Here is a 19,129-nt window from a genome sequence, read left to right as displayed (position 1 = left end):
CCGACCCGGATTGCGGCGCTAACGCCTTATCCGGGCTACCAGGCTTCCGATCCGTAGCCCCGGTAAGCGCAGCGCCACCGGGGGAGAGCAGCGGGGCTTACCACGATTGACAGCGGCGTGACCTGCCTGACCACGGTACGACCTGCCCGACCCGGATTGCGGCGCTAACGCCTTATCCGGGCTACCAGGCTTCCGACCCGTAGCCCCGGTAAGCGTAGCGCCACCGGGGGAGAGCTATAGAGCAGCAGGGGAGAGCAACAGTGCCGCGGGCTCACACTTCGTAACTCAGCTCATCGTCCCGCGGTGGCGGCGGGATAATCTGTACTTTCTGCACCCGGTGACTCTCGACCTGCAACGTTCGTACGATGTAGTGGCCAATTTTCACCTCTTCGCCCGCTTCAGGGACATGCTGCAGATTTTCCATCAACAGACCGGCAATCGTGTGATACTCGCGCTTATCATCGAGCGGCAGGGGAATGTACTGCACTAAATCTTCCAGCGGCATATGCCCATTGGCGGTCCAGCTGCCGTCAGGGTTTTTCGCGATATCGTGGCGGGCATCAATCTCTTCAGCCTCGTTGGGTAAATTGCCGGCGATGGTTTCCATGACATCGCTCAACGTCACCACCCCCTCAACGGAACCAAACTCATCCACCACGAAGGCAAAATGGGTCCTGGCATGGCGGAACTGCTCCAGCGCTGACAACAGAGGCAGCGTCTCAGGGAACACCAGCGGCTGCCGGAGCAGGACGCGCAGGTCGAGCGGTTCGTGGCGCAGCGATTGCTGTAGCAGGTCGATAACGTGAACCACGCCAAGCAGATCTTCATCATCATTTCCGCCGGTGACGACCAGCCGGGTATGCTGATTTTTCTCCAGCAGCGCGCGGATTTCATCTTCCGGCGCGCTGAGGTCAATATGCTCGATATCATGGCGCGAGGTCATAATGCTGCTGACGGTGCGCTGGTTGAGATTCAGCACCCGGCCAATCATCCGGCGTTCCTGGGGGTTGAACAGCGGATTGTCGACCTGGCTGTCAATGAGTGCGGCGGTATCGCTACTGAGTTCGGCGGTTTCTTTATGCCCGCTGAGTAAATTCATCACCGCTTCGGTTGTCCGCTGGCGGAGCGTGAGGTTCGCGGAGAGGAAGCGACGGCGGTTGAACAGCGCCAGCTGGTTCAGCGACTCAATGATGACCGAGAAGCCAATGGCCGCATACAGATAACCTTTCGGGATGGGGAAGCCAAACCCTTCGGCAATCAGGCTGAAACCAATCATCAGCAGGAAGCTCAGACAGAGAATAACGATAGTCGGGTGGCTGTTGACAAACCGCGTCAGCGCTTTGCTGGCGAGCAGCATCAAACTCATGGCAATAACCACGGCCGCCATCATCACCACCAGATGGTCCACCATGCCTACGGCGGTGATCACCGAGTCGAGGGAGAAGATAGCATCCAGCACCACAATCTGGGCGACCACGCCCCAGAACCTCGCCCCCTTGCGCTGAACCGGATTATCGCTGTCTTTACCCTCCAGCCGTTCATTCAGCTCAACGGTGGCTTTAAACAACAGGAATAACCCGCCAAACAACATAATCAAATCACGTGCGCTAAAGCTGAGGTCGTGGTAGGTGAACAGCGGCCTGGTCAGAGTGACCAGCCAGGATATCGAGGCGAGCAGCAGCAGACGCATCAGCATCGCCAGCATCAGGCCAATCACCCGCGCGCGATCGCGCTGGGCCGGAGGGAGCTTTTCCGCCAGGATTGCGATAAAAACGAGGTTATCAATACCGAGAACCAGCTCTATAACCACCAGCGTTATGAGACCGGCCCAAATTGAGGGGTCGGCAATCCATTCCATCATTAGTTAAAACCTATACTACCCGAGAGTGCCATCCGTCGATCATGGATAAGCGACGGTTAAATTGCAATATATTCTCACCTTATGCCGTCGCGAGAAGCGGGAGAATGTCCCGGCTCGCGATATTAAACTGCATGAATTATAGACGTGCGCGATTATTTTTTATGCGAATAAGCTTATTAGGAAAAAGTATGGCGGCGAACAACTGAATATAAATATTGCAAATATTGTACTGGATCAATAATGCCAGGTTATTGCCCTCTCTGGACGAATAGCAGTATGAAAATCAGACGCCATCAGGAGCAGGGGGAAAACACCCTATTCAATCAACAAATCGTCGCTATCCAGATTTTCATCCTACTGAATGTCGTGGCTTGCAAAATATTTTGTTTAATCAGAGGATACCAGTAGTTTGAAATGAGGTGTAAAGCACAGAGCCGATGGAAGGCATGGATAGCGGGCAAGGACCGAGGGAAGGCATGATGGGCGCAGCGGAAAGCTTCCTGCGCTATTTTCTAGCGAAAATAGCGGCAATCATTATTTTTATGAATTATGGCCGGGTGTTCATGAGAATAACCCCTCTTTTTTCTGCGTTTTACGCAGTATTCAATAGCGCCCTCCGTCGCGTCCGTCGCCGGGAAAGTAGAGAGAAGTCCTGCAACTTGTACGAAAACAGAAGAAAGTCCTGATGCAGCGTAGAAGATGACGCCAGTTTCATGAGAAATTTCTTAAACCACTCTGTCGGACCTAATACTTTGAGTGTATTCTCTGATGAAACATGTAGTTTCGGAATTTTGCAGGAAGTCGGACTGAGAGCAAAAGGGTAATATCACAGATTGATACCAAGGGAACCTGTAATCGGGCGGGTATCGAAGATTTATCACTATATGGGTGGATATGAGAATGGCAAGTTTGAAAGCAGTTATTCCGGTAGCCGGATTGGGGATGCATATGTTGCCGGCCACCAAGGCGATTCCGAAAGAGATGCTGCCAATCGTTGATAAGCCGATGGTTCAGTATATCGTCGACGAGATTGTGGCTGCAGGCATCAAGGAGATTGTACTGGTTACCCACTCTTCTAAGAATGCCGTGGAAAACCATTTCGATACCTCCTATGAACTGGAAGCGTTGCTTGAGCAGCGCGTCAAACGTCAGCTGCTGGCTGAGGTACAGGCAATCTGTCCGCCGGGCGTGACCATTATGAACGTACGCCAGGCGCAGCCGCTGGGACTGGGGCACTCTATTCTCTGTGCCCGCCCGATCGTAGGGGATAACCCGTTCGTTGTTGTGCTGCCGGACATCGTGCTGGACGCTGCCAGCGCCGACCCGCTGCGCTATAACCTGGCAGCCATGGTAGCCCGCTTTAACGAAACCGGACGTAGCCAGGTGCTGGCCAAGAGAATGGAAGGCGACCTGTCCGAGTATTCCGTGATTCAGACCAAAGAGCCGCTGAACGTGGAAGGGCAGATTGGGCGGATCGTTGAGTTTATCGAGAAGCCTGATGAGCCGCAGACCCTGGATTCCGATCTGATGGCCGTAGGACGCTATGTTCTTTCCGCCGATGTATGGGCCGAGCTGGAGCGCACTCAACCTGGCGCATGGGGCCGTATTCAGCTGACCGATGCGATCGCTGAGCTGGCGAAGAAGCAGCCTGTGGACGCCATGTTAATGACGGGCGAAAGTTACGACTGCGGCAAAAAAATGGGCTACATGCAGGCCTTCGTAAACTACGGGCTGCGTAACCATAAAGAAGGCACGAAATTCCGCGAAAGTATTAAGAAGTTACTTGCGTAAATAGGCGGCGCCAGATTTCAGAAGTGTGAAAATGCAGGATTTACAGAAGTATGAGGCATAAATTCATTATGTCGCATGCTTCTGTAAACAAAGCTGTTGATTAAAACAGCATATTTTAGATAAATATTAATCAATATAAATCAGATGGTTATGCCTGTTTGCTGAAACGCGCTAAATGTATACACAAAAAGCGACTTCGGAGACATCTGGTTGTTGTGCTGGCCCTCCTGTGATGGAATGGTCGGAGTAGCAGAATTTTATGTTTGCTAATAATCACTTAATAAGAATTTTCTTAAAAAAATATGCATGCTGCGGGTTGTCATAAAAAAATAAAACTTGACTGAGATCATGCTTACGCATTAAACAACAGTCATGCATGCATAAAAATGTGAAGTTATTGGATGTGTATGCCCATACCAACGTCATGGAAAAGGCGCTGTGGACTGGAGAAATCGTCAAAGGATGAAAAATAAATGAACTGGCAGTGGGTTTCTTTTTTTGGCGATAGTACCGTGCTGTTACCCAGCGCGGCAGCAGTGTTCATGGTTTTATTTCTGCGCAGGCCTTCGAGACAGATAGCCTGGCAGTGGGGATCGATGTTTGGTATTACCGGCGCCATCGTCAGTGCATCAAAACTGGCTTTTATGGGCTGGGGGATCGGCATCCGCGAGCTTGATTTCACGGGTTTTAGCGGGCACACCGCTTTATCTACGGCCTTCTGGCCCATTTTCTTATGGCTGCTCTGCGCTCGCGGTAGCGTTGCTTTACGTCGGACCGCAATGGTGATGGGGTATTTGCTGGCAGGCCTTGTGGGGTATTCCCGTCTGGCGATTCATGCCCACTCCCTGTCTGAAGTGACTGCCGGGCTGCTGCTTGGCGCCTGCGGTAGCGCACTGTTTCTGCTGCTGCAGCGGAACTCATCGCGGGCGGTTGATGCGCAGCTCTCATGGGGCGGGGTATTCAGTCTGATTATCATTCCGGTGGTGCTGCTCAATACCGGGGCTAAAGCGCCCACCCAGTCTCTGCTGGGAGACATTGCCGTCAAGATTGGCCCACTGGAAAAGCCCTTTACCAGGGCGGATTTGCATAAGCGTTATTACTGAGTGCGCTGCTGAATGCTGTGAGTGAAAATAATAAAACGAACCTTGTCTCCACATTCATATGCGTGAAATAAAGAGTTGTTACTACATCTGAATAATATTTTTTCTGGCGCAGGAAGTCACGATACTGAGAACTATCCTAAATAGACAGAGTGCGTCGGATTCATGAATATGAGTTATGTTTGTCAAGTATAAAAAATGAATGAAGGGTATTAATTTTTGTAGTTGACGAAAGTAATGCGAATAAGTCTGGTTAATTTGGTGCATCCGGCAAAATACTTATAAAACAGTTGGTTATGTTTTTTCCGATGCGAAAGCCAGGCTCCGCAGGCTGGCCTGGCGAGATATTATTAAACAATCTTAATGAAGAGCTGTCCGCTTGTCGGATGAGTCAGCTTTAGCCGTTTTTATAAGCGAATAGTTGTCATTTTTACTCCCATTTGCCGGCAGAATCTCGTAAACTTAATGCCGCTAAAATACTGTCAGTGAATAATAATCAGGCGGGCGCTGTGCCAGCTGAAATGTATAAATGAAGTACAGTGCATTGGTAGCTGTTAAGCCAAGGGCGGTAGCGTCTTCAAAGGGTAAGGTGCTGTAAACAGACGATCTGTGATTTTCCCTCTATTTGCCCCTTTATTGATTGATAAACGCTCGCCGCTATGTCGCGTGAAAAAGCCGCGATACCCGCAGCGCAACGAGCAGACATTTTTAACATTGCCAGCCGGGCCGCATGGCTGGGCAGGCGACAAGAATCATGAAGAAAGAGATTGAGAGCGGCGGACAACAGCTACCAGCACAGGCATAAATGCGAAGCAGAACACCAGACGCGGCATATTGTCTGCCCATTTCATTTTCAGAATTTCCTTGTTCCAGACCGCTATATTCCATACCTTGAGTATATCGACAGATAGCTTGACACTACAAAATGGTCTTTTGAAATAAAATATTATATTTCAATGCATTAGGTTGGGTTTTCGATGGCTGCAATTGACTGAGTGTTATCCGAGCGAGTATCTGGAATATATTGATAAGGGATTGGTGGCACTGCGCAATGCTGCCATAAATATTTTGCCTTACCTATGTAATATTTTGATTTAAAAGAAAAATAAATCACTGCATATTTCCACTCAGGTAAAAAAGCTGCGTAATCAGTCAGTTTTGTTGTGCCATTTATGTTTTATTTATAAAGTCTATTGGGCTATTGTAATAGCTCATGTCATGTAAGTCGTTTTTTCATCCAATGATAAGGAGTCATTATGAAGAAAACTATCGGTGTATTGGCTGCATTGATGCTCGCGGGCGCGTCTATGAGCGTCTCAGCGGCCCCGGCTAGTCCTTCTACGATGAGTGCGGGCACCACCACTGCGATCGGTGTCGGTGTGGGTGTGGCGGTTGCTGCAGGGATCGCGGTTGCCATGGGTACCAATGGTAGCAACTCCAACAACAACACCAGCACCACGACCACAACAGCAACAACCCGTTAAGTCAAAAATATAATTTATAACCACACGCAAGTGTGGTTATTTTTCACTATTCTCTGTGCAGGGTATTTCTCGTGCGCTATCTAACGTTGCTGCTTTGTCTACTGTGTCTACAGGCTTGTACCCCATCCCAACGAAACGTTGGCGAGACGTTTAAACAAGCGCTACTCGGTCAGGATGACATCACCATACCTGATGCAAAAATCGCCAGTCTGCCCGCGCCATATGGCAGCATTTATCTCCGCTTGCCTCAGGTGCCTCGTCTGTATGTGGCGGGGTATCATCAGGATGGCCTGGACTACTGGGTGACCAGCGATCAGGTGGTTTTTGTCACTCAAAACGGGCGTCTGGTGAAGTCGCTAGGCTATCGCGACAACCTGTTATCAACCTCCAATCTGCAGCAGGATCCATTACGGCGGGGGAAAGATCTGCAGGATGGTGCGAGCTGGACTCGAGTCGTCCGCTGGACGGAACAGGGCAACCCGCTTTCTTCGGTCCTGACCTCCCGGTTCAGCAAGCAGGAAAATGAAACCCTCATCCTGGCCGGGAAAAGGGTTGACTGCCAGGTGTGGCAGGAAGAGGTTTCACTGCAGGCGACAGGTGCCAGCTGGCAGAATACCTTCTGGATCGATGCTTCTTCGGGACAGGTACGTCAGAGTCGGCAGAGGCTTGGCGCCGTGCTACCTGTTGAAATCACCCTTCTGAAAGCGACGATGCCATAATGAAAATAAAAACACGCCTAATTGGGCTTTGCGGCACCCTGATCTTTTGCTCGGCGAGCGTGATGGCTGAGGGAAAGGTGGTGATTTACGCACCGGGGGGAGGGCATAGCCAGAGCATAAATCAGGTAAAAGATTTACGCCAACTGGTGAACGATCCGGCGTTTGGCCAATACCAACCGGCAATGGTGATTGCGACTCCCGCAGCAACGTTGCAGGCCAACCTCGATTTTCAGCAGACGCTGACTCGTCTACGTGGTTGGGCAAGCCGCGAAGAGGGGGAGCGCGCCGCGGCGATTAACCAGGTGATTGCTCAGCTCAAGGATATTAAAGTCACTGGCAGACAATTTACCTCTCTTGATCCGGCATTCGTAAACAATAATGATCAATCCAATCGTACCCTGAGCGGTGAGTACAGTTTGTATCAGGCAACTGAGTCGAGTTCCGTCACTTTGTTGGGTCCCATCAGCGGTGCCGGAAAGCTGGTATGGCAACCTGGGCGCCAGGTTAGCGATTACCTGGAGGGCCATGATTATTTGTCCGGCGCGGAGCTGAGCCAGGTGACGATTATTGATCCCGACGGCGGTGTGCGTATCGCGCCAGTGGATTACTGGAACCGGCGCCATGTCGAGCCGCAACCGGGGAGCATTATCCTGGTGGGGTTTTCTTCAAGAGCCCTGCCTGCGAGCGATGAAGACCTGAATCAGAAAATCATCTCCGTTCTGACGCATCGGATGCCTAATTAATGAAAAGAGACTTCCTGCTTAGCTTACTGACCGTTTCCGTTGCGTTTGCCTGCCACGCTGAGGAAACTGAAACTTATCCGCTACCTTTGGGGCCTTCGCAATCGGATTTTGGTGGCGCGGGCCTGATGCAGACGCCTACCGCGCGTATTCCGAAGGAAGGGGAAATTAGCGCCAACTATCGTAATAATGACCAGTACCGTTTTTACTCCTTCTCCATTGCGATGTTCCCGTGGCTGGAAACGACGCTGCGCTATACCGATGTGCGGGATCGACTGTACAGCAACGATCCGAGCTTTAGCGGTAGTCAAAGCTATAAAGATAAATCGTTTGATATTAAGTTGCGTTTATGGGAAGAGGGCCATTACCTGCCACAGGTGGCCTACGGTATGCGGGATATTGGCGGAACTGGTTTATTTGATAGCGAATATTTTGTTGCTAATAAATCGGTGGGGCCTTTGGACTTCTCGCTCGGGGTCGGCTGGGGATATATTGGCAACAGCGGTAATATTACCAACCCATTCTGTTCATACAGTGATAAATACTGTAAACGTTCGACCAGTCATTCTACCGGTGATTTTAATTTTAGCGACACATTTAAAGGGCCTGCTGGGGTCTTTGGCGGCGTTTCGTGGCAGACGCCCTGGCAACCGCTGCGACTGAAAGTCGAGTACGATGGTAATAATTATCGCGATGATTTTGCCGGACAGCTAGCACAGAGCAGTAAATGGAACTGGGGGATGGTCTATCGGGTCACTGACTGGATGGATATGAACGCCAGCTATGAACGCGGTAATACCTTTATGTTTGGCTTCACCCTGCGGATGAACGCCAATGACCTGCGTCCATCACTACAGGATCCTAAACCCGCTTACCAACCTCAAGAGCAAGCCCCGCATGTGGTGCAATACAGCGTCGCGGCTAATCAACTGAATGCGCTGGAAGATACTGCCGGATTGAGTGGGCCGCGGCTGGAGATCGCTGGCGATAAACTGAAAGCCAGCGGAGAGCAGGATAAGTACCTGAACACGCAGTATGGGGTGGATCGCGCCAATTTGATTATGGTTAACGATCTGCCGGCTAACGTGAAAACCCTCGAGGTCACGCAGTCCCGCTTCGGTATGCCACTGGTCACGACGCGGACGGATGTTGGCAGCCTGCGTCAGCAGCAGGAAGGTTATCCCCTCGGTCACGAGCAACCGCTACGCCAGCAGCGAGTGGAGGCTGATACCACGCAAGGTCAGGGATTCTACAAGGACAAGAGGCGCCTGGATTATAGCCTCGGCCCGGTTTTACGCCAGTCGGTGGGCGGGCCGGAAAGCTTCTACATGTACCAGATTGGCGTGGTGGGGGACGCCAGCTATTGGCTGACCAATAACTGGATGGTTGAAGGTAGCGTCTTCGCTAACGTCTCTAACAACTACAATAAATTCAATTATGACGGCGCGCCTACTGACTCTACCTTACCGCGCGTCCGTACCCATATTCGTGATTATGTAGAGAATGATGTCTATCTCCAGTCGCTGCAAACGAACTACGTACGCGCGTTGGGCAATAATTTCTATGGCCAGTTGTACGGTGGTTACCTGGAAATGATGTACGGCGGCGTGGGGGCTGAAGTGCTTTACCGTCCACTGGACGCTGACTGGGCCATTGGCATTGACGGCAACTACGTCAAACAGCGCGACTGGGACAATATGATGCGCTTCACGAATTATAAAGTCGCCACCGGTCATTTAACCGGGTACTGGCGGCCATGGTTTGCGGACGATATCTTGTTAAAACTGAGTTTGGGCCAGTATCTTGCGAAGGATAAAGGCGCGACCCTGGATATATCTAAGCGCTTTGATAGCGGGGTAGTGATTGGCGCATATGCCACACAGACCAACGTTTCAAAACAAGAGTATGGCGAAGGTTCGTTTACCAAAGGGTTCTACATATCTATCCCACTGGACCTGATGAGCACCCAGCCGACCCGCAGTCGACCAACGATCAGCTGGACGCCGTTAACGCGTGACGGTGGTCAGATGTTGGGACGGCAGTACCAACTGTACGACATGACGTCGGACAGGGAGAGGCCGATTGCTCCTTAATACTGATATACCCGTTTGTAAAACGGCTTTTTAGGCGTTAAAAGTAGGTGTATGCGAACATTGTCAGTAGACAGAGTGGACGGAATGCTGAGAAGTTCATTCAGATGTGAGTGTTTTGGGGCATTATGACGCACCTTGTGCGGGTTAATGAATCTTTGTCTTTGCCCGGGCACCCCGGGCAAAGCTTTAAATTAGAATAATTGATGGTAGATGTATCATGGAAAGACGTTTCTTGAAAATAAGTGGGCTGGCGCTAGCACTGGGCCTGTTAAGCGGTTGTACGGTTGTTCCTGGACAGGGGCTAGGGACCTGGAATAAAGATGTCATTAAGCCGACAGACAGTGATTATGATATTAATCAGCTGGTCAATGTTTATCCAATGACGCCGAGCCTGATTGAGCAACTGCGGCCGAATACGGTGATGGCGCGACCTAACCCACAGCTGGATAGTCTGCTGAAGAGTTACGAGTATCGCATTGGGGTGGGTGACGTATTGATGGTGACGGTATGGGACCATCCGGAGTTGACAACGCCAGCGGGGCAGTACCGTAGCGCCAGCGATACCGGCAACTGGGTGAACGCTGATGGTACGATTTTCTATCCGTATATTGGCAAGGTTCAGGTAGCAGGAAAAACATTAGCTGAAGTCAGACAAATCATTGCCAGTCGCCTGACGACCTATATCGAAAGCCCACAGGTTGACATTAGCATCGCCGCATTCCGTTCACAAAAGGCCTATGTGACTGGCGAAGTCATTAAATCGGGCCAGCAGCCGATCACCAATATCCCGTTGACCGTGATGGATGCTATCAATGCTGCTGGTGGACTCGCTCCTGATGCTGACTGGCGCAACGTTGTCCTGACGCATAATGGCAAAGATACCAAAATCTCCCTGTATGCCCTGATGCAAAAAGGCGATCTGACCGAGAACCACCTGCTTTATCCTGGCGATATTCTGTTTGTTCCACGTAATGACGATCTGAAAATCTTCGTTATGGGGGAGGTTGGCAAGCAGAGTACCATGAAGATGGATCGCAGTGGCATGACCCTGGCCGAGGCACTGGGAAATGCCGAAGGTATATCACAGGCAATGAGCGATGCGACTGGTATCTTTGTTATTCGCCAGATGAAAGAGGGTAAACAAGGTAAGATCGCCAACGTTTATCAGCTGAACGCACAGGATGCTTCAGCGATGGTGCTGGGGACTGAGTTCCAGTTGCAGCCTTATGATATTGTCTATGTCACCACAGCCCCATTGGTACGGTGGAATCGCGTGATATCACAGCTTGTACCGACTATTACTGGGGTACATGATATGACAGAAACAGTCCGTTATATTAAAACATGGTCGAATTAATGTTTGATTCAATTTTAGTTGTATGCACAGGCAATATTTGCCGCTCTCCCATCGGTGAGCGCTTTTTACGTCAGGCTCTACCTAATAAAAAAATTGATTCAGCGGGAATTAGCGCCTTGGTTGGTCATGATGCCGATGATAGTGCCGTTAGGGTTGCGGAAAAGCATGGTATTTCGCTTGCAGGTCATCAAGGACGGCAATTTACTCCAACGCTGGGTCGCCAGTACGATTTGATCTTGGTGATGGAAAAAGCACATCTTGAGCAGATTGGAAGGATTGCTCCTGAGGCTAGAGGGAAAACGATGTTGTTTGGTCAATGGCTAAATCAAAAGGAAATCCCTGACCCCTATCGAAAGAGTGATGAGGCGTTTGCTTCAGTGTACCAGTTACTTGAGCAGGCTGGTCAACGTTGGGTTGAGAAGTTAGGCGCATAATTATCAGGAATAATTGAATGTCATCAGTTAAAGATAAATCTGTCGAGAAAGAATCGGATGAAATTGATTTGGGGCGTCTGGTCGGCGAACTTATTGATCATCGAAAACTAATCATCGCAGTTACTTCATTATTTACGGTAATTGCCCTGCTATATGCACTTTTTACTACGCCGATCTATCAGGCGGATGCGTTATTACAGGTCGAGCAGAAGCAGGGGAATGCGATCCTAAATAGCCTCAGCCAGATGTTGCCAGATAGCCAGCCACAGTCTGCTCCAGAAATCGCACTGTTACAGTCGCGTATGGTTCTGGGAAAAACAGTCGAAGACCTGAATTTACAGATACGAGTACAGCAGAATTATTTTCCTTTCGTGGGTAAAGGTTGGGCAAGGCTAAGTGATACTAAACCTGGAACCCTAACCATTAGCAGACTTTATTTGCCTTCGGATGGATCTCAGGATACTCCTAAATTAAAACTGACGGTAAAGGATAAAACACATTACAGCGTAACATTTGACGAGAAGCAGATAGCGGGGGAAGTTGGTATCCAATTGGATAGCAATGGTATTTCGCTAAAGGTTGATACTATTGATGCAGTACCGGGAACAGTGTTTATCGTTTCTTATGTAAGCAAGCTCCAGGCTATCAAAGATTTGCAAGATGCTTTCTTCGTCGCGGATCAGGGAAAAGATACAGGAATGTTAACTTTGTCACTAACTGGTGCAGACCCTGTATTACTGGAAAAGATATTAAATAGCATCAGCAACAATTACTTGGCGCAAAATGTTGCTCGGCAGGCGGCGCAGGATGCGAAAAGTCTGGATTTCTTGGATGAGCAGTTGCCAAAAGTTCGTAGTGATCTGGATATTGCTGAAGATAAGCTTAACCAGTACCGGCGGCAAAAGGATTCTGTGGATTTGTCTTTAGAAGCAAAATCAATCCTTGACCAGATTGTTAATGTAGATAATCAGCTAAATGAACTTACCTTCCGTGAGTCAGAGATTTCGCAGCTATATACTAAGGAGCACCCTACCTACAAAGCATTGATGGAAAAACGCAAAACTCTGCAAGATGAAAAGGTAAAGCTTAATCAACGTGTTAGTTCTATGCCTAAGACTCAGCAGGAAATTCTGCGCTTAAGCCGAGATGTAGAATCTGGGCGTGCGGTTTATATGCAGTTGCTAAATCGTCAACAGGAATTGAATATTGCCAAGTCAAGTGCTATAGGTAATGTGCGTATCATTGATAATGCCGTTAGCCAACCTAAACCAGTAAAACCTAAAAAAGTAATTGTAGTATTAATTGGACTTATTTTAGGTGGAATGGTATCAGTTTGCTTGGTGTTGGTAAGGGTCTTCCTACGAAGAGGAATTGAAAGCCCAGAACAATTGGAAGAGATTGGTATTAACGTCTATGCCAGTATTCCAGTGGCTGAAACTTTTGCGAAAAAAGTCATTCAATCACCAGCTTTGCGAAAGAAAAACACACCGGAATATCAAAGTTTCTTGGCGCTTGAAAATCCCGCAGATTTAGCTATTGAGTCAATTCGTGGTTTACGTACTAGCCTACATTTCGCCATGATGGAAGCTCGGAATAATGTGTTGATGATTTCTGGTGCAAGTCCAAATGCGGGAAAAACATTCGTAAGTACCAATCTGGCGGCAGTCATTGCACAGACGGGGAAAAAGATTTTATTTATTGATACTGACATGCGCAAAGGATACACTCATAAACTATTTAATAGTAGTAATGAAAATGGGTTGTCAGATATTCTCTCCGGCAAGATAGAAATTATTAAGGCAATTAAAACGGTTCAGGATGCAGGGTTTGATTATATATCGCGTGGTGTCGTTCCCCCTAATCCTGCAGAGTTGCTAATGCATCGACGATTTAATGAATTGCTGACATGGGCCAGTAAGCATTATGATATTGTGATATTAGATACCCCCCCAATTCTAGCAGTAACTGATGCCGCCATCATAGGCCACTATGTTGGCACGACACTTTTAGTAGCCCGTTTTGAACAGAATACGGTGAAAGAACTTGAGGTCAGCTTTAGACGTTTTGAACAAAGTGGTGTTCAGGTTAAAGGCTGCATATTGAATGGAATAGTGAAAAAGGCTAGCAGTTATTACGGCTATGGCTATAGCCATTATAATTATTCATATTCTGACAAGAAATAAATGAAAATAAAATCGGGTCCAAAAGACTCGATTTCAGTTTTTACTTTATCACAATCCATAATCTTTTCTAAATTCGATATTAATTATAATTTAAAATAAAATATTATATCTTGAGAGGAAAATATGACGCTTCTCGGTAGGAATTTTCTAGTTAGTGCTGCACTTGCATTATCTGATTTCATCAGTTTTAGTATGTCTGTCTATCTTGCAATAGGAGTATTATCTGCTACGTCAACTCATCATGCCCTAATTATACCAGTAACCGAAACAGAGGGGTGGATTGCATTACATTGGTTATTAGCATGTTGCTGCGTTGGATGGTACTCAATTCGTTTACGACACTATTTTTATCGCAAAACATTTTGGTTTGAACTAAAAGAAATTCTACGTACATTGGTAATATTTGCAATTATTGAAATTGCAGTGATGGCTTTTACTACGTGGAGTTTTTCTCGCTACCTGTGGGTACTGACATGGGTATTTATATTGGTTCTGGTGCCGGTAGCTCGTATGGCTACTAAACGGCTTCTAGATTCTGTGGGTTACTGGCAGCGTGATACATGGATTATCGGTAGCGGATATAATGCTTATGAGGCTTATAAAGCCATTAGCAGCGAGCGGAATTTAGGGTTGAATATTGTTGGTTTCATTTCAAGTGAGGGAAGGGAATCTGCTGAACGAAACATAAATAATATTCCGGTACTGACGAATGATATTAACTGGTTAATGACTAAGGATAAAAAGACTCAGTTTATTGTTGCTGTTGAATCGCATCAGAGCGAGATGAGAAATACTTGGCTACGCAATTTTATGATAAAGGGGTTTAGATATGTATCAGTAATTCCGACATTACGTGGTATACCTTTGGATAGCACAGATATGTCCTTTATCTTTAGCCATGAAGTGATGATCTTCCGTGTACAGCAGAATCTGGCAAAATGGTCTTCTCGCACATTGAAACGACTATTTGATGTCGTTGGATCAATAGCTATTATTGTAATTTTATCTCCATTGCTATTGTATATTAGCCGTAAAGTGAAAATTGATGGTGGGCCAGCCATCTATGGGCATGAGCGGATTGGTAAAGATGGTAAGCTATTTAAATGTCTCAAATTCCGTTCGATGGTCATTAACTCCAAAGACGTACTTGAAGAATTACTTGCAAATGACTCTGAAGCTAAAAAAGAGTGGGATGCGACTTTTAAATTAAAAAACGATCCACGAATTACAAAAATTGGTGGATTTCTTCGTCGAACCAGTCTTGATGAATTACCACAGTTATTTAATGTATTAAAAGGCGAAATGAGTTTGGTTGGGCCTCGACCAATTATTACTGCCGAATTAGAAAGATATAATGATGAGGTTGACTATTACCTTTTAAGCAAACCTGGAATGACAGGGCTATGGCAGGTTAGTGGCCGCAGTGATGTTGATTACGAAACGCGTGTTTATCTGGACGCATGGTATGTTAAGAACTGGTCGATGTGGAATGATATCGCAATTTTATTTAAAACTGTTGGAGTAGTTTTGAAAAAAGATGGTGCTTATTAAAAAAGAGAAATCTATGAAATATTATATCGCGATACCGACTTATAATGGAGGGGAAGTATGGAAAACGGCAATATGCAATATAAAAAAATATGCGCCTCCAGATATATTTGTACAAGTAATTGACTCAAGTAGTAAAGATAGTACAGTCTCTGATGGATTGGATGCAGGCTTTGATGTGCTAACCATTGCTAGTGGAGAGTTTAATCATGGCGGAACGCGTAATCTGGCTGTTAAAAAGCATATTGCAGATTATGATATTGTGATCTTTTTAACCCAAGATGCTATCCCGCAGGCTGATTTTGTTGAGAATATCATTGCTGCATTTCAAGATGAAAGTGTTGCATGTGCGTATGGGCGGCAACTTCCTCATGAGGATGCTAACCCTATAGCTCAACATGCAAGAAGTTTTAATTATCCAGAAAAGAGCTATGTCTGTGGTAAAGAACATATTCCTTTAATGGGGTTAAAAACAGTCTTTATGTCGAATTCTTTTTCTGCCTATCGATTATCAGTATTTAAAGAACTTGGAGGATTTCCTTCAAATACTATTCTATGTGAAGATATGTTTTATACTGCAAAGGCAGTATTGGCCGGTTATAAAGTTGCTTATGTAGCCGATGCGATGGTTCGGCATTCTCATAACTACTCTCCGGTAGAGGAATTTAAAAGATATTTTGATATAGGGGTGTTTCATATTGATGAACCCTGGATCAGAAATCGGTTTGGCGGAGCAGGAGGCGAAGGGAAGAAATTTATTTTTTCTGAATTAAAGTTTTTGTTTATAAAAGCACCTTCGTGGATTATAGTATCTTTTGTAAGTAATTTCATGAAAATATTAGGGTATAAATTAGGTCAGAAATATAAGTATATATCGAAGGGGTTTGTTAAATCTTTCAGCATGCACAGACGTTATTGGGATTTTTAACCATAGTTTCATAGAATATTAAAAGATATTCTAACGCATTTAATTAAGATAATTAAATGCTATCTTTTAAGCAGATAAAAATAAAGTAAATCATTCTAAGTAGCTAAGAGGCATGTTTAGGGAATTACGATTGCTAATTAAGTTTGAAATATCAGGTAGATAATTAAAGTATACTTTATAGTTACAAAGAATTTTGTATTATAGGCTCAGTTTTTTGTTAATAAGTTGGTGAAAACTTCAAAAACTATAAAGTTATGTTTTTCTTGCGAGAGTACTTTTTGAAATACAAAACCAATTGATATTTTCCCTTAGTTAAATTTAAAAGGAGTATTATAGTGCAGAAGATTCAGGTTCTATTAGCAACTTATAATGGGGCTAAATACATAACTGAACAAATCAATTCAGTTCTCTTAAACTTTAAGAAAATCCCTGAATATGACTGCAGTATTTTAATATCTGATGATAACTCAACAGATCAAACGGTAAATTTAATAAAAAGTGAGTTTGGTAATAATCCTGAGGTAAGGATCATTTCAACAGAACGTAAGGGAGGTGTAAGAAATAATTTTACATATTTGATAAAAAATTCTGATGCGGATTACATTTTTTTTTGTGATCAAGATGATTTGTGGTTGCCTGAAAAACTTAGAATTTTCTTGGATGAGTTTTTAAGACACGCGTCTATAAATAACAGACCTTTGTTAATTCATTCTGATCTATGTGTGTCTGATTCTACGCTAAGTCCAATTCATACATCAATGTTCAAATATCAAAAGTTAAATAATAATCCATCATTTTCAAACCTTATTGTTAGTAATTCGATTACTGGTTGTGTATTAGGAATAAATAAAGCATTAGTAAATATATTAAAAGAGTCCAGTATCAATCAATCAATAATGCATGACTGGTACATAGGGTTAATCGCATCATGCTTTGGTAAAGTAGTTTATATACCCAAATCTTTGATTCTATATAGACAACATGAAAATAATCAAGTTGGTGCTAAAAAATTCACTTTTGCAGATGTTTTTAATTTTTCAAAAATAGATGGTATAAAAAAATCTATCAAACTGACAAAAGAACAGGCTAATTTATTCCTTTCTGACTTTGGAATGAAGTTGGATAAAAGTAATTATAGGATTTTAGAGGACTATATATCTTCGTTTGAAAAATCTTTCGTACAGCGATGCACCATATTCTTTAAGCATAAATTGTATAAGCATGGTGCTATTAGAAACTCTATTTTCTTTGTTTTCTTTGTATTTTTAATAAGATAATATGATATTAATAGGAGATGTTTTATGTCTTTTTACATTTATTCAATTAAGAGGTTTTCTCTTGTATTTATAGTAAGCACAATACCGGTATATGCTTTATCTGCAGGTTTGGTAAATGATGTATCTTATAATGAGAAAGGGAAAATTACTGTAAATGATTCTAATTCTGTAAATAGTGATGTTTTTTCAAGCGTATATGCTGCAAAAGATACATATGGAATGCGAGCTAATGCAGTTGTAGCAGCATTCAGTGCTAACTCGGAAAGGCCATTTGACTATCCTGTCTTAGGGTTTAATGGACTTGCACAAATGGCTACATATAAAGATAGAGACTCAGTTGGCCTTTATGCAGATAATACCTCTTTGCCATTTAAATCATGGGAAATTATAAAAAATGTGAGTTATGATAAAACGTCATTTATAGTTAAGAATTATAATACAAGCAAGCTGAAAGCTGGAATGCTAGTTGAAACAGATAGTAGTCCCAGTTGGTCATCATATATACTCTCAGTATCAAATGATATAATTGAAACCTCAGGTTGGGTAAATAATTTAACAGGAGAATTAGGTACGCCAAATAATGGATCTGGTTTAGTTATTAACCCTATAACAAAAATTTGGGCAACTAATTTTAATGTTTTTTTTCCTGAAAATGGTAGGGCCAAAAAGGGTGTTGTTCAAGAGAATGGATTAATAAATAACAATGTTGATAATCCTTCGGCAATATCTGGCATTGATACCGTTGTACTTCCCCAATCAAAATTTGGTGGTATGGCTGCCTATTTAGCCCGTTCTGCAGATTCAGGTGGAAAACAACAGTGGAATTATGGTTTTTTATCTAAAGGTTCAAAAGTCGGTTTTTTAAGTTCAGATTCTGGAACTCACTCCCCGGATGTAAGTTTTCATGAGTCATCATCGGCAAATGATGGACTCATTTTTGATGGGAAAAATAAGTCTAGTTCTGTTCTTTGGAAACAGAATGATAAAATAACGGCTAAAATAGATCCTAATGGGCTTATATCACTGGTTGGATATAAAACAACTATGATAAGGAACAATACCAAATTATCTTTGGACTATGCAAGATATATTGTAAGTAATGACGCAACTATATATTTAACCTTACCGGAAAGGGCTAAAATTATTGATGGTTTTACTATGAAGATTTTGAAGGTTGGAAATGGTAGTGCGGATATCATAATTAACTCACCAGATTTGGCGAATATAAATGGTAAGAATGAACTAACCCTTTCCGGAAAATGGAGTAAAGAAATAGTTTATTATGGTGGCGAGTGGTTTATTTATTAAGTTTTCAAAAAAGACTAGTGTTTATCAATCAAATCTATTGTATATAATTTGAGTTTATAGCATTAGTCAATTCAGTTGTGAGTTGGCATTTTTGATATTTTCAGTACAAGTGTTTGGATTTCTCCATTAGGGAATAGCGCTCAAATTGAACATGATATATTTTTAATCGACTGGTAACGCTCAATTATTAAAGGTCATGTGTCAGATAAAGTCACGGTTAAAGCACATGAGTTTAGTATAAACTTAGAGAAGTTTATTATGCCCTATATATTTTCTAACTCTACATTATTTATATACTTTTTAATA

The 19,129-nt window shown here is 44.6% G+C and carries 14 protein-coding genes; 13 read left to right on the top strand and 1 reads right to left on the bottom strand.

Annotated features, from left to right (window positions below):
- Positions 1 to 271: 271 nt before the first annotated feature.
- The gene (locus CWM52_RS21220) at positions 272 to 1,858 is read right to left on the bottom strand and encodes a TerC family protein (protein ID WP_100685900.1); all 1,587 of its coding nucleotides are present in this window, start codon (positions 1,856 to 1,858) and stop codon (positions 272 to 274) included.
- 903 nt (positions 1,859 to 2,761) lie between these two features.
- Between CWM52_RS21220 and galF the strand changes: the two genes are divergently transcribed.
- The 13 genes from galF (at position 2,762) to CWM52_RS26190 (ending at position 18,823) form a co-directional block, all read left to right on the top strand.
- Positions 2,762 to 3,652 carry a UTP--glucose-1-phosphate uridylyltransferase GalF gene (gene galF / locus CWM52_RS21210; RefSeq protein ID WP_100685897.1) on the top strand — a complete coding sequence of 297 codons (891 nt, stop codon included), beginning with the start codon at positions 2,762 to 2,764 and terminating at the stop codon, positions 3,650 to 3,652.
- A gap of 473 nt (positions 3,653 to 4,125) precedes the next feature.
- Positions 4,126 to 4,755 (top strand): phosphatase PAP2 family protein, encoded by a 630-nt coding sequence (locus CWM52_RS21205; RefSeq protein WP_100685896.1) that lies wholly within the window; start codon positions 4,126 to 4,128, stop codon positions 4,753 to 4,755.
- A gap of 1,253 nt (positions 4,756 to 6,008) precedes the next feature.
- The gene (gene yjbE / locus CWM52_RS21200) at positions 6,009 to 6,236 is read left to right on the top strand and encodes an exopolysaccharide production protein YjbE (protein WP_100685895.1); all 228 of its coding nucleotides are present in this window, start codon (positions 6,009 to 6,011) and stop codon (positions 6,234 to 6,236) included.
- 71 nt (positions 6,237 to 6,307) lie between these two features.
- Positions 6,308 to 6,955 (top strand): YjbF family lipoprotein, encoded by a 648-nt coding sequence (locus CWM52_RS21195; protein WP_100685894.1) that lies wholly within the window; start codon positions 6,308 to 6,310, stop codon positions 6,953 to 6,955.
- Positions 6,955 to 7,698, top strand: a complete 744-nt coding sequence (locus CWM52_RS21190; RefSeq protein ID WP_100685893.1) for a capsule biosynthesis GfcC family protein — start codon at positions 6,955 to 6,957, stop codon at positions 7,696 to 7,698. The genes CWM52_RS21195 and CWM52_RS21190 overlap by 1 nt, the downstream gene beginning before the upstream one ends.
- Positions 7,698 to 9,788 (top strand): YjbH domain-containing protein, encoded by a 2,091-nt coding sequence (locus CWM52_RS21185; RefSeq protein ID WP_100685892.1) that lies wholly within the window; start codon positions 7,698 to 7,700, stop codon positions 9,786 to 9,788. The genes CWM52_RS21190 and CWM52_RS21185 overlap by 1 nt, the downstream gene beginning before the upstream one ends.
- A 217-nt stretch (positions 9,789 to 10,005) precedes the next feature.
- Positions 10,006 to 11,145: a polysaccharide export protein gene (locus tag CWM52_RS21180; RefSeq protein ID WP_100685891.1), complete on the top strand. Its 1,140-nt coding sequence runs from the start codon at positions 10,006 to 10,008 to the stop codon at positions 11,143 to 11,145.
- Positions 11,145 to 11,579 (top strand): protein tyrosine phosphatase, encoded by a 435-nt coding sequence (locus CWM52_RS21175; RefSeq protein WP_100685890.1) that lies wholly within the window; start codon positions 11,145 to 11,147, stop codon positions 11,577 to 11,579. The genes CWM52_RS21180 and CWM52_RS21175 overlap by 1 nt, the downstream gene beginning before the upstream one ends.
- Positions 11,580 to 11,596: 17 nt before the next feature.
- Positions 11,597 to 13,762 (top strand): polysaccharide biosynthesis tyrosine autokinase, encoded by a 2,166-nt coding sequence (locus CWM52_RS21170; protein ID WP_100685889.1) that lies wholly within the window; start codon positions 11,597 to 11,599, stop codon positions 13,760 to 13,762.
- 123 nt (positions 13,763 to 13,885) lie between these two features.
- Entirely contained in the window at positions 13,886 to 15,313 is a 1,428-nt protein-coding gene (gene wbaP, locus CWM52_RS21165; protein ID WP_100685888.1) for an undecaprenyl-phosphate galactose phosphotransferase WbaP, read from the top strand.
- A gap of 13 nt (positions 15,314 to 15,326) precedes the next feature.
- On the top strand, positions 15,327 to 16,238 hold the full coding sequence (locus CWM52_RS21160; protein WP_100685887.1) for a glycosyltransferase family 2 protein: 912 nt from the start codon (positions 15,327 to 15,329) through the stop codon (positions 16,236 to 16,238).
- A gap of 335 nt (positions 16,239 to 16,573) precedes the next feature.
- The gene (locus CWM52_RS21155) at positions 16,574 to 17,515 is read left to right on the top strand and encodes a glycosyltransferase family 2 protein (protein ID WP_100685886.1); all 942 of its coding nucleotides are present in this window, start codon (positions 16,574 to 16,576) and stop codon (positions 17,513 to 17,515) included.
- Positions 17,516 to 17,539: 24 nt separating this feature from the next.
- Positions 17,540 to 18,823 (top strand): hypothetical protein, encoded by a 1,284-nt coding sequence (locus CWM52_RS26190; RefSeq protein WP_133121760.1) that lies wholly within the window; start codon positions 17,540 to 17,542, stop codon positions 18,821 to 18,823.
- The last annotated feature ends 306 nt before the right edge of the window (positions 18,824 to 19,129 follow it).

Source organism: Raoultella sp. T31 (assembly GCF_002806725.1).
GTDB classification, from domain to species: domain Bacteria; phylum Pseudomonadota; class Gammaproteobacteria; order Enterobacterales; family Enterobacteriaceae; genus Klebsiella; species Klebsiella electrica.
The sequence above is the reverse complement of the archived record's forward strand: the minus strand, read 5'-3'. Positions and strand labels throughout refer to the sequence as shown.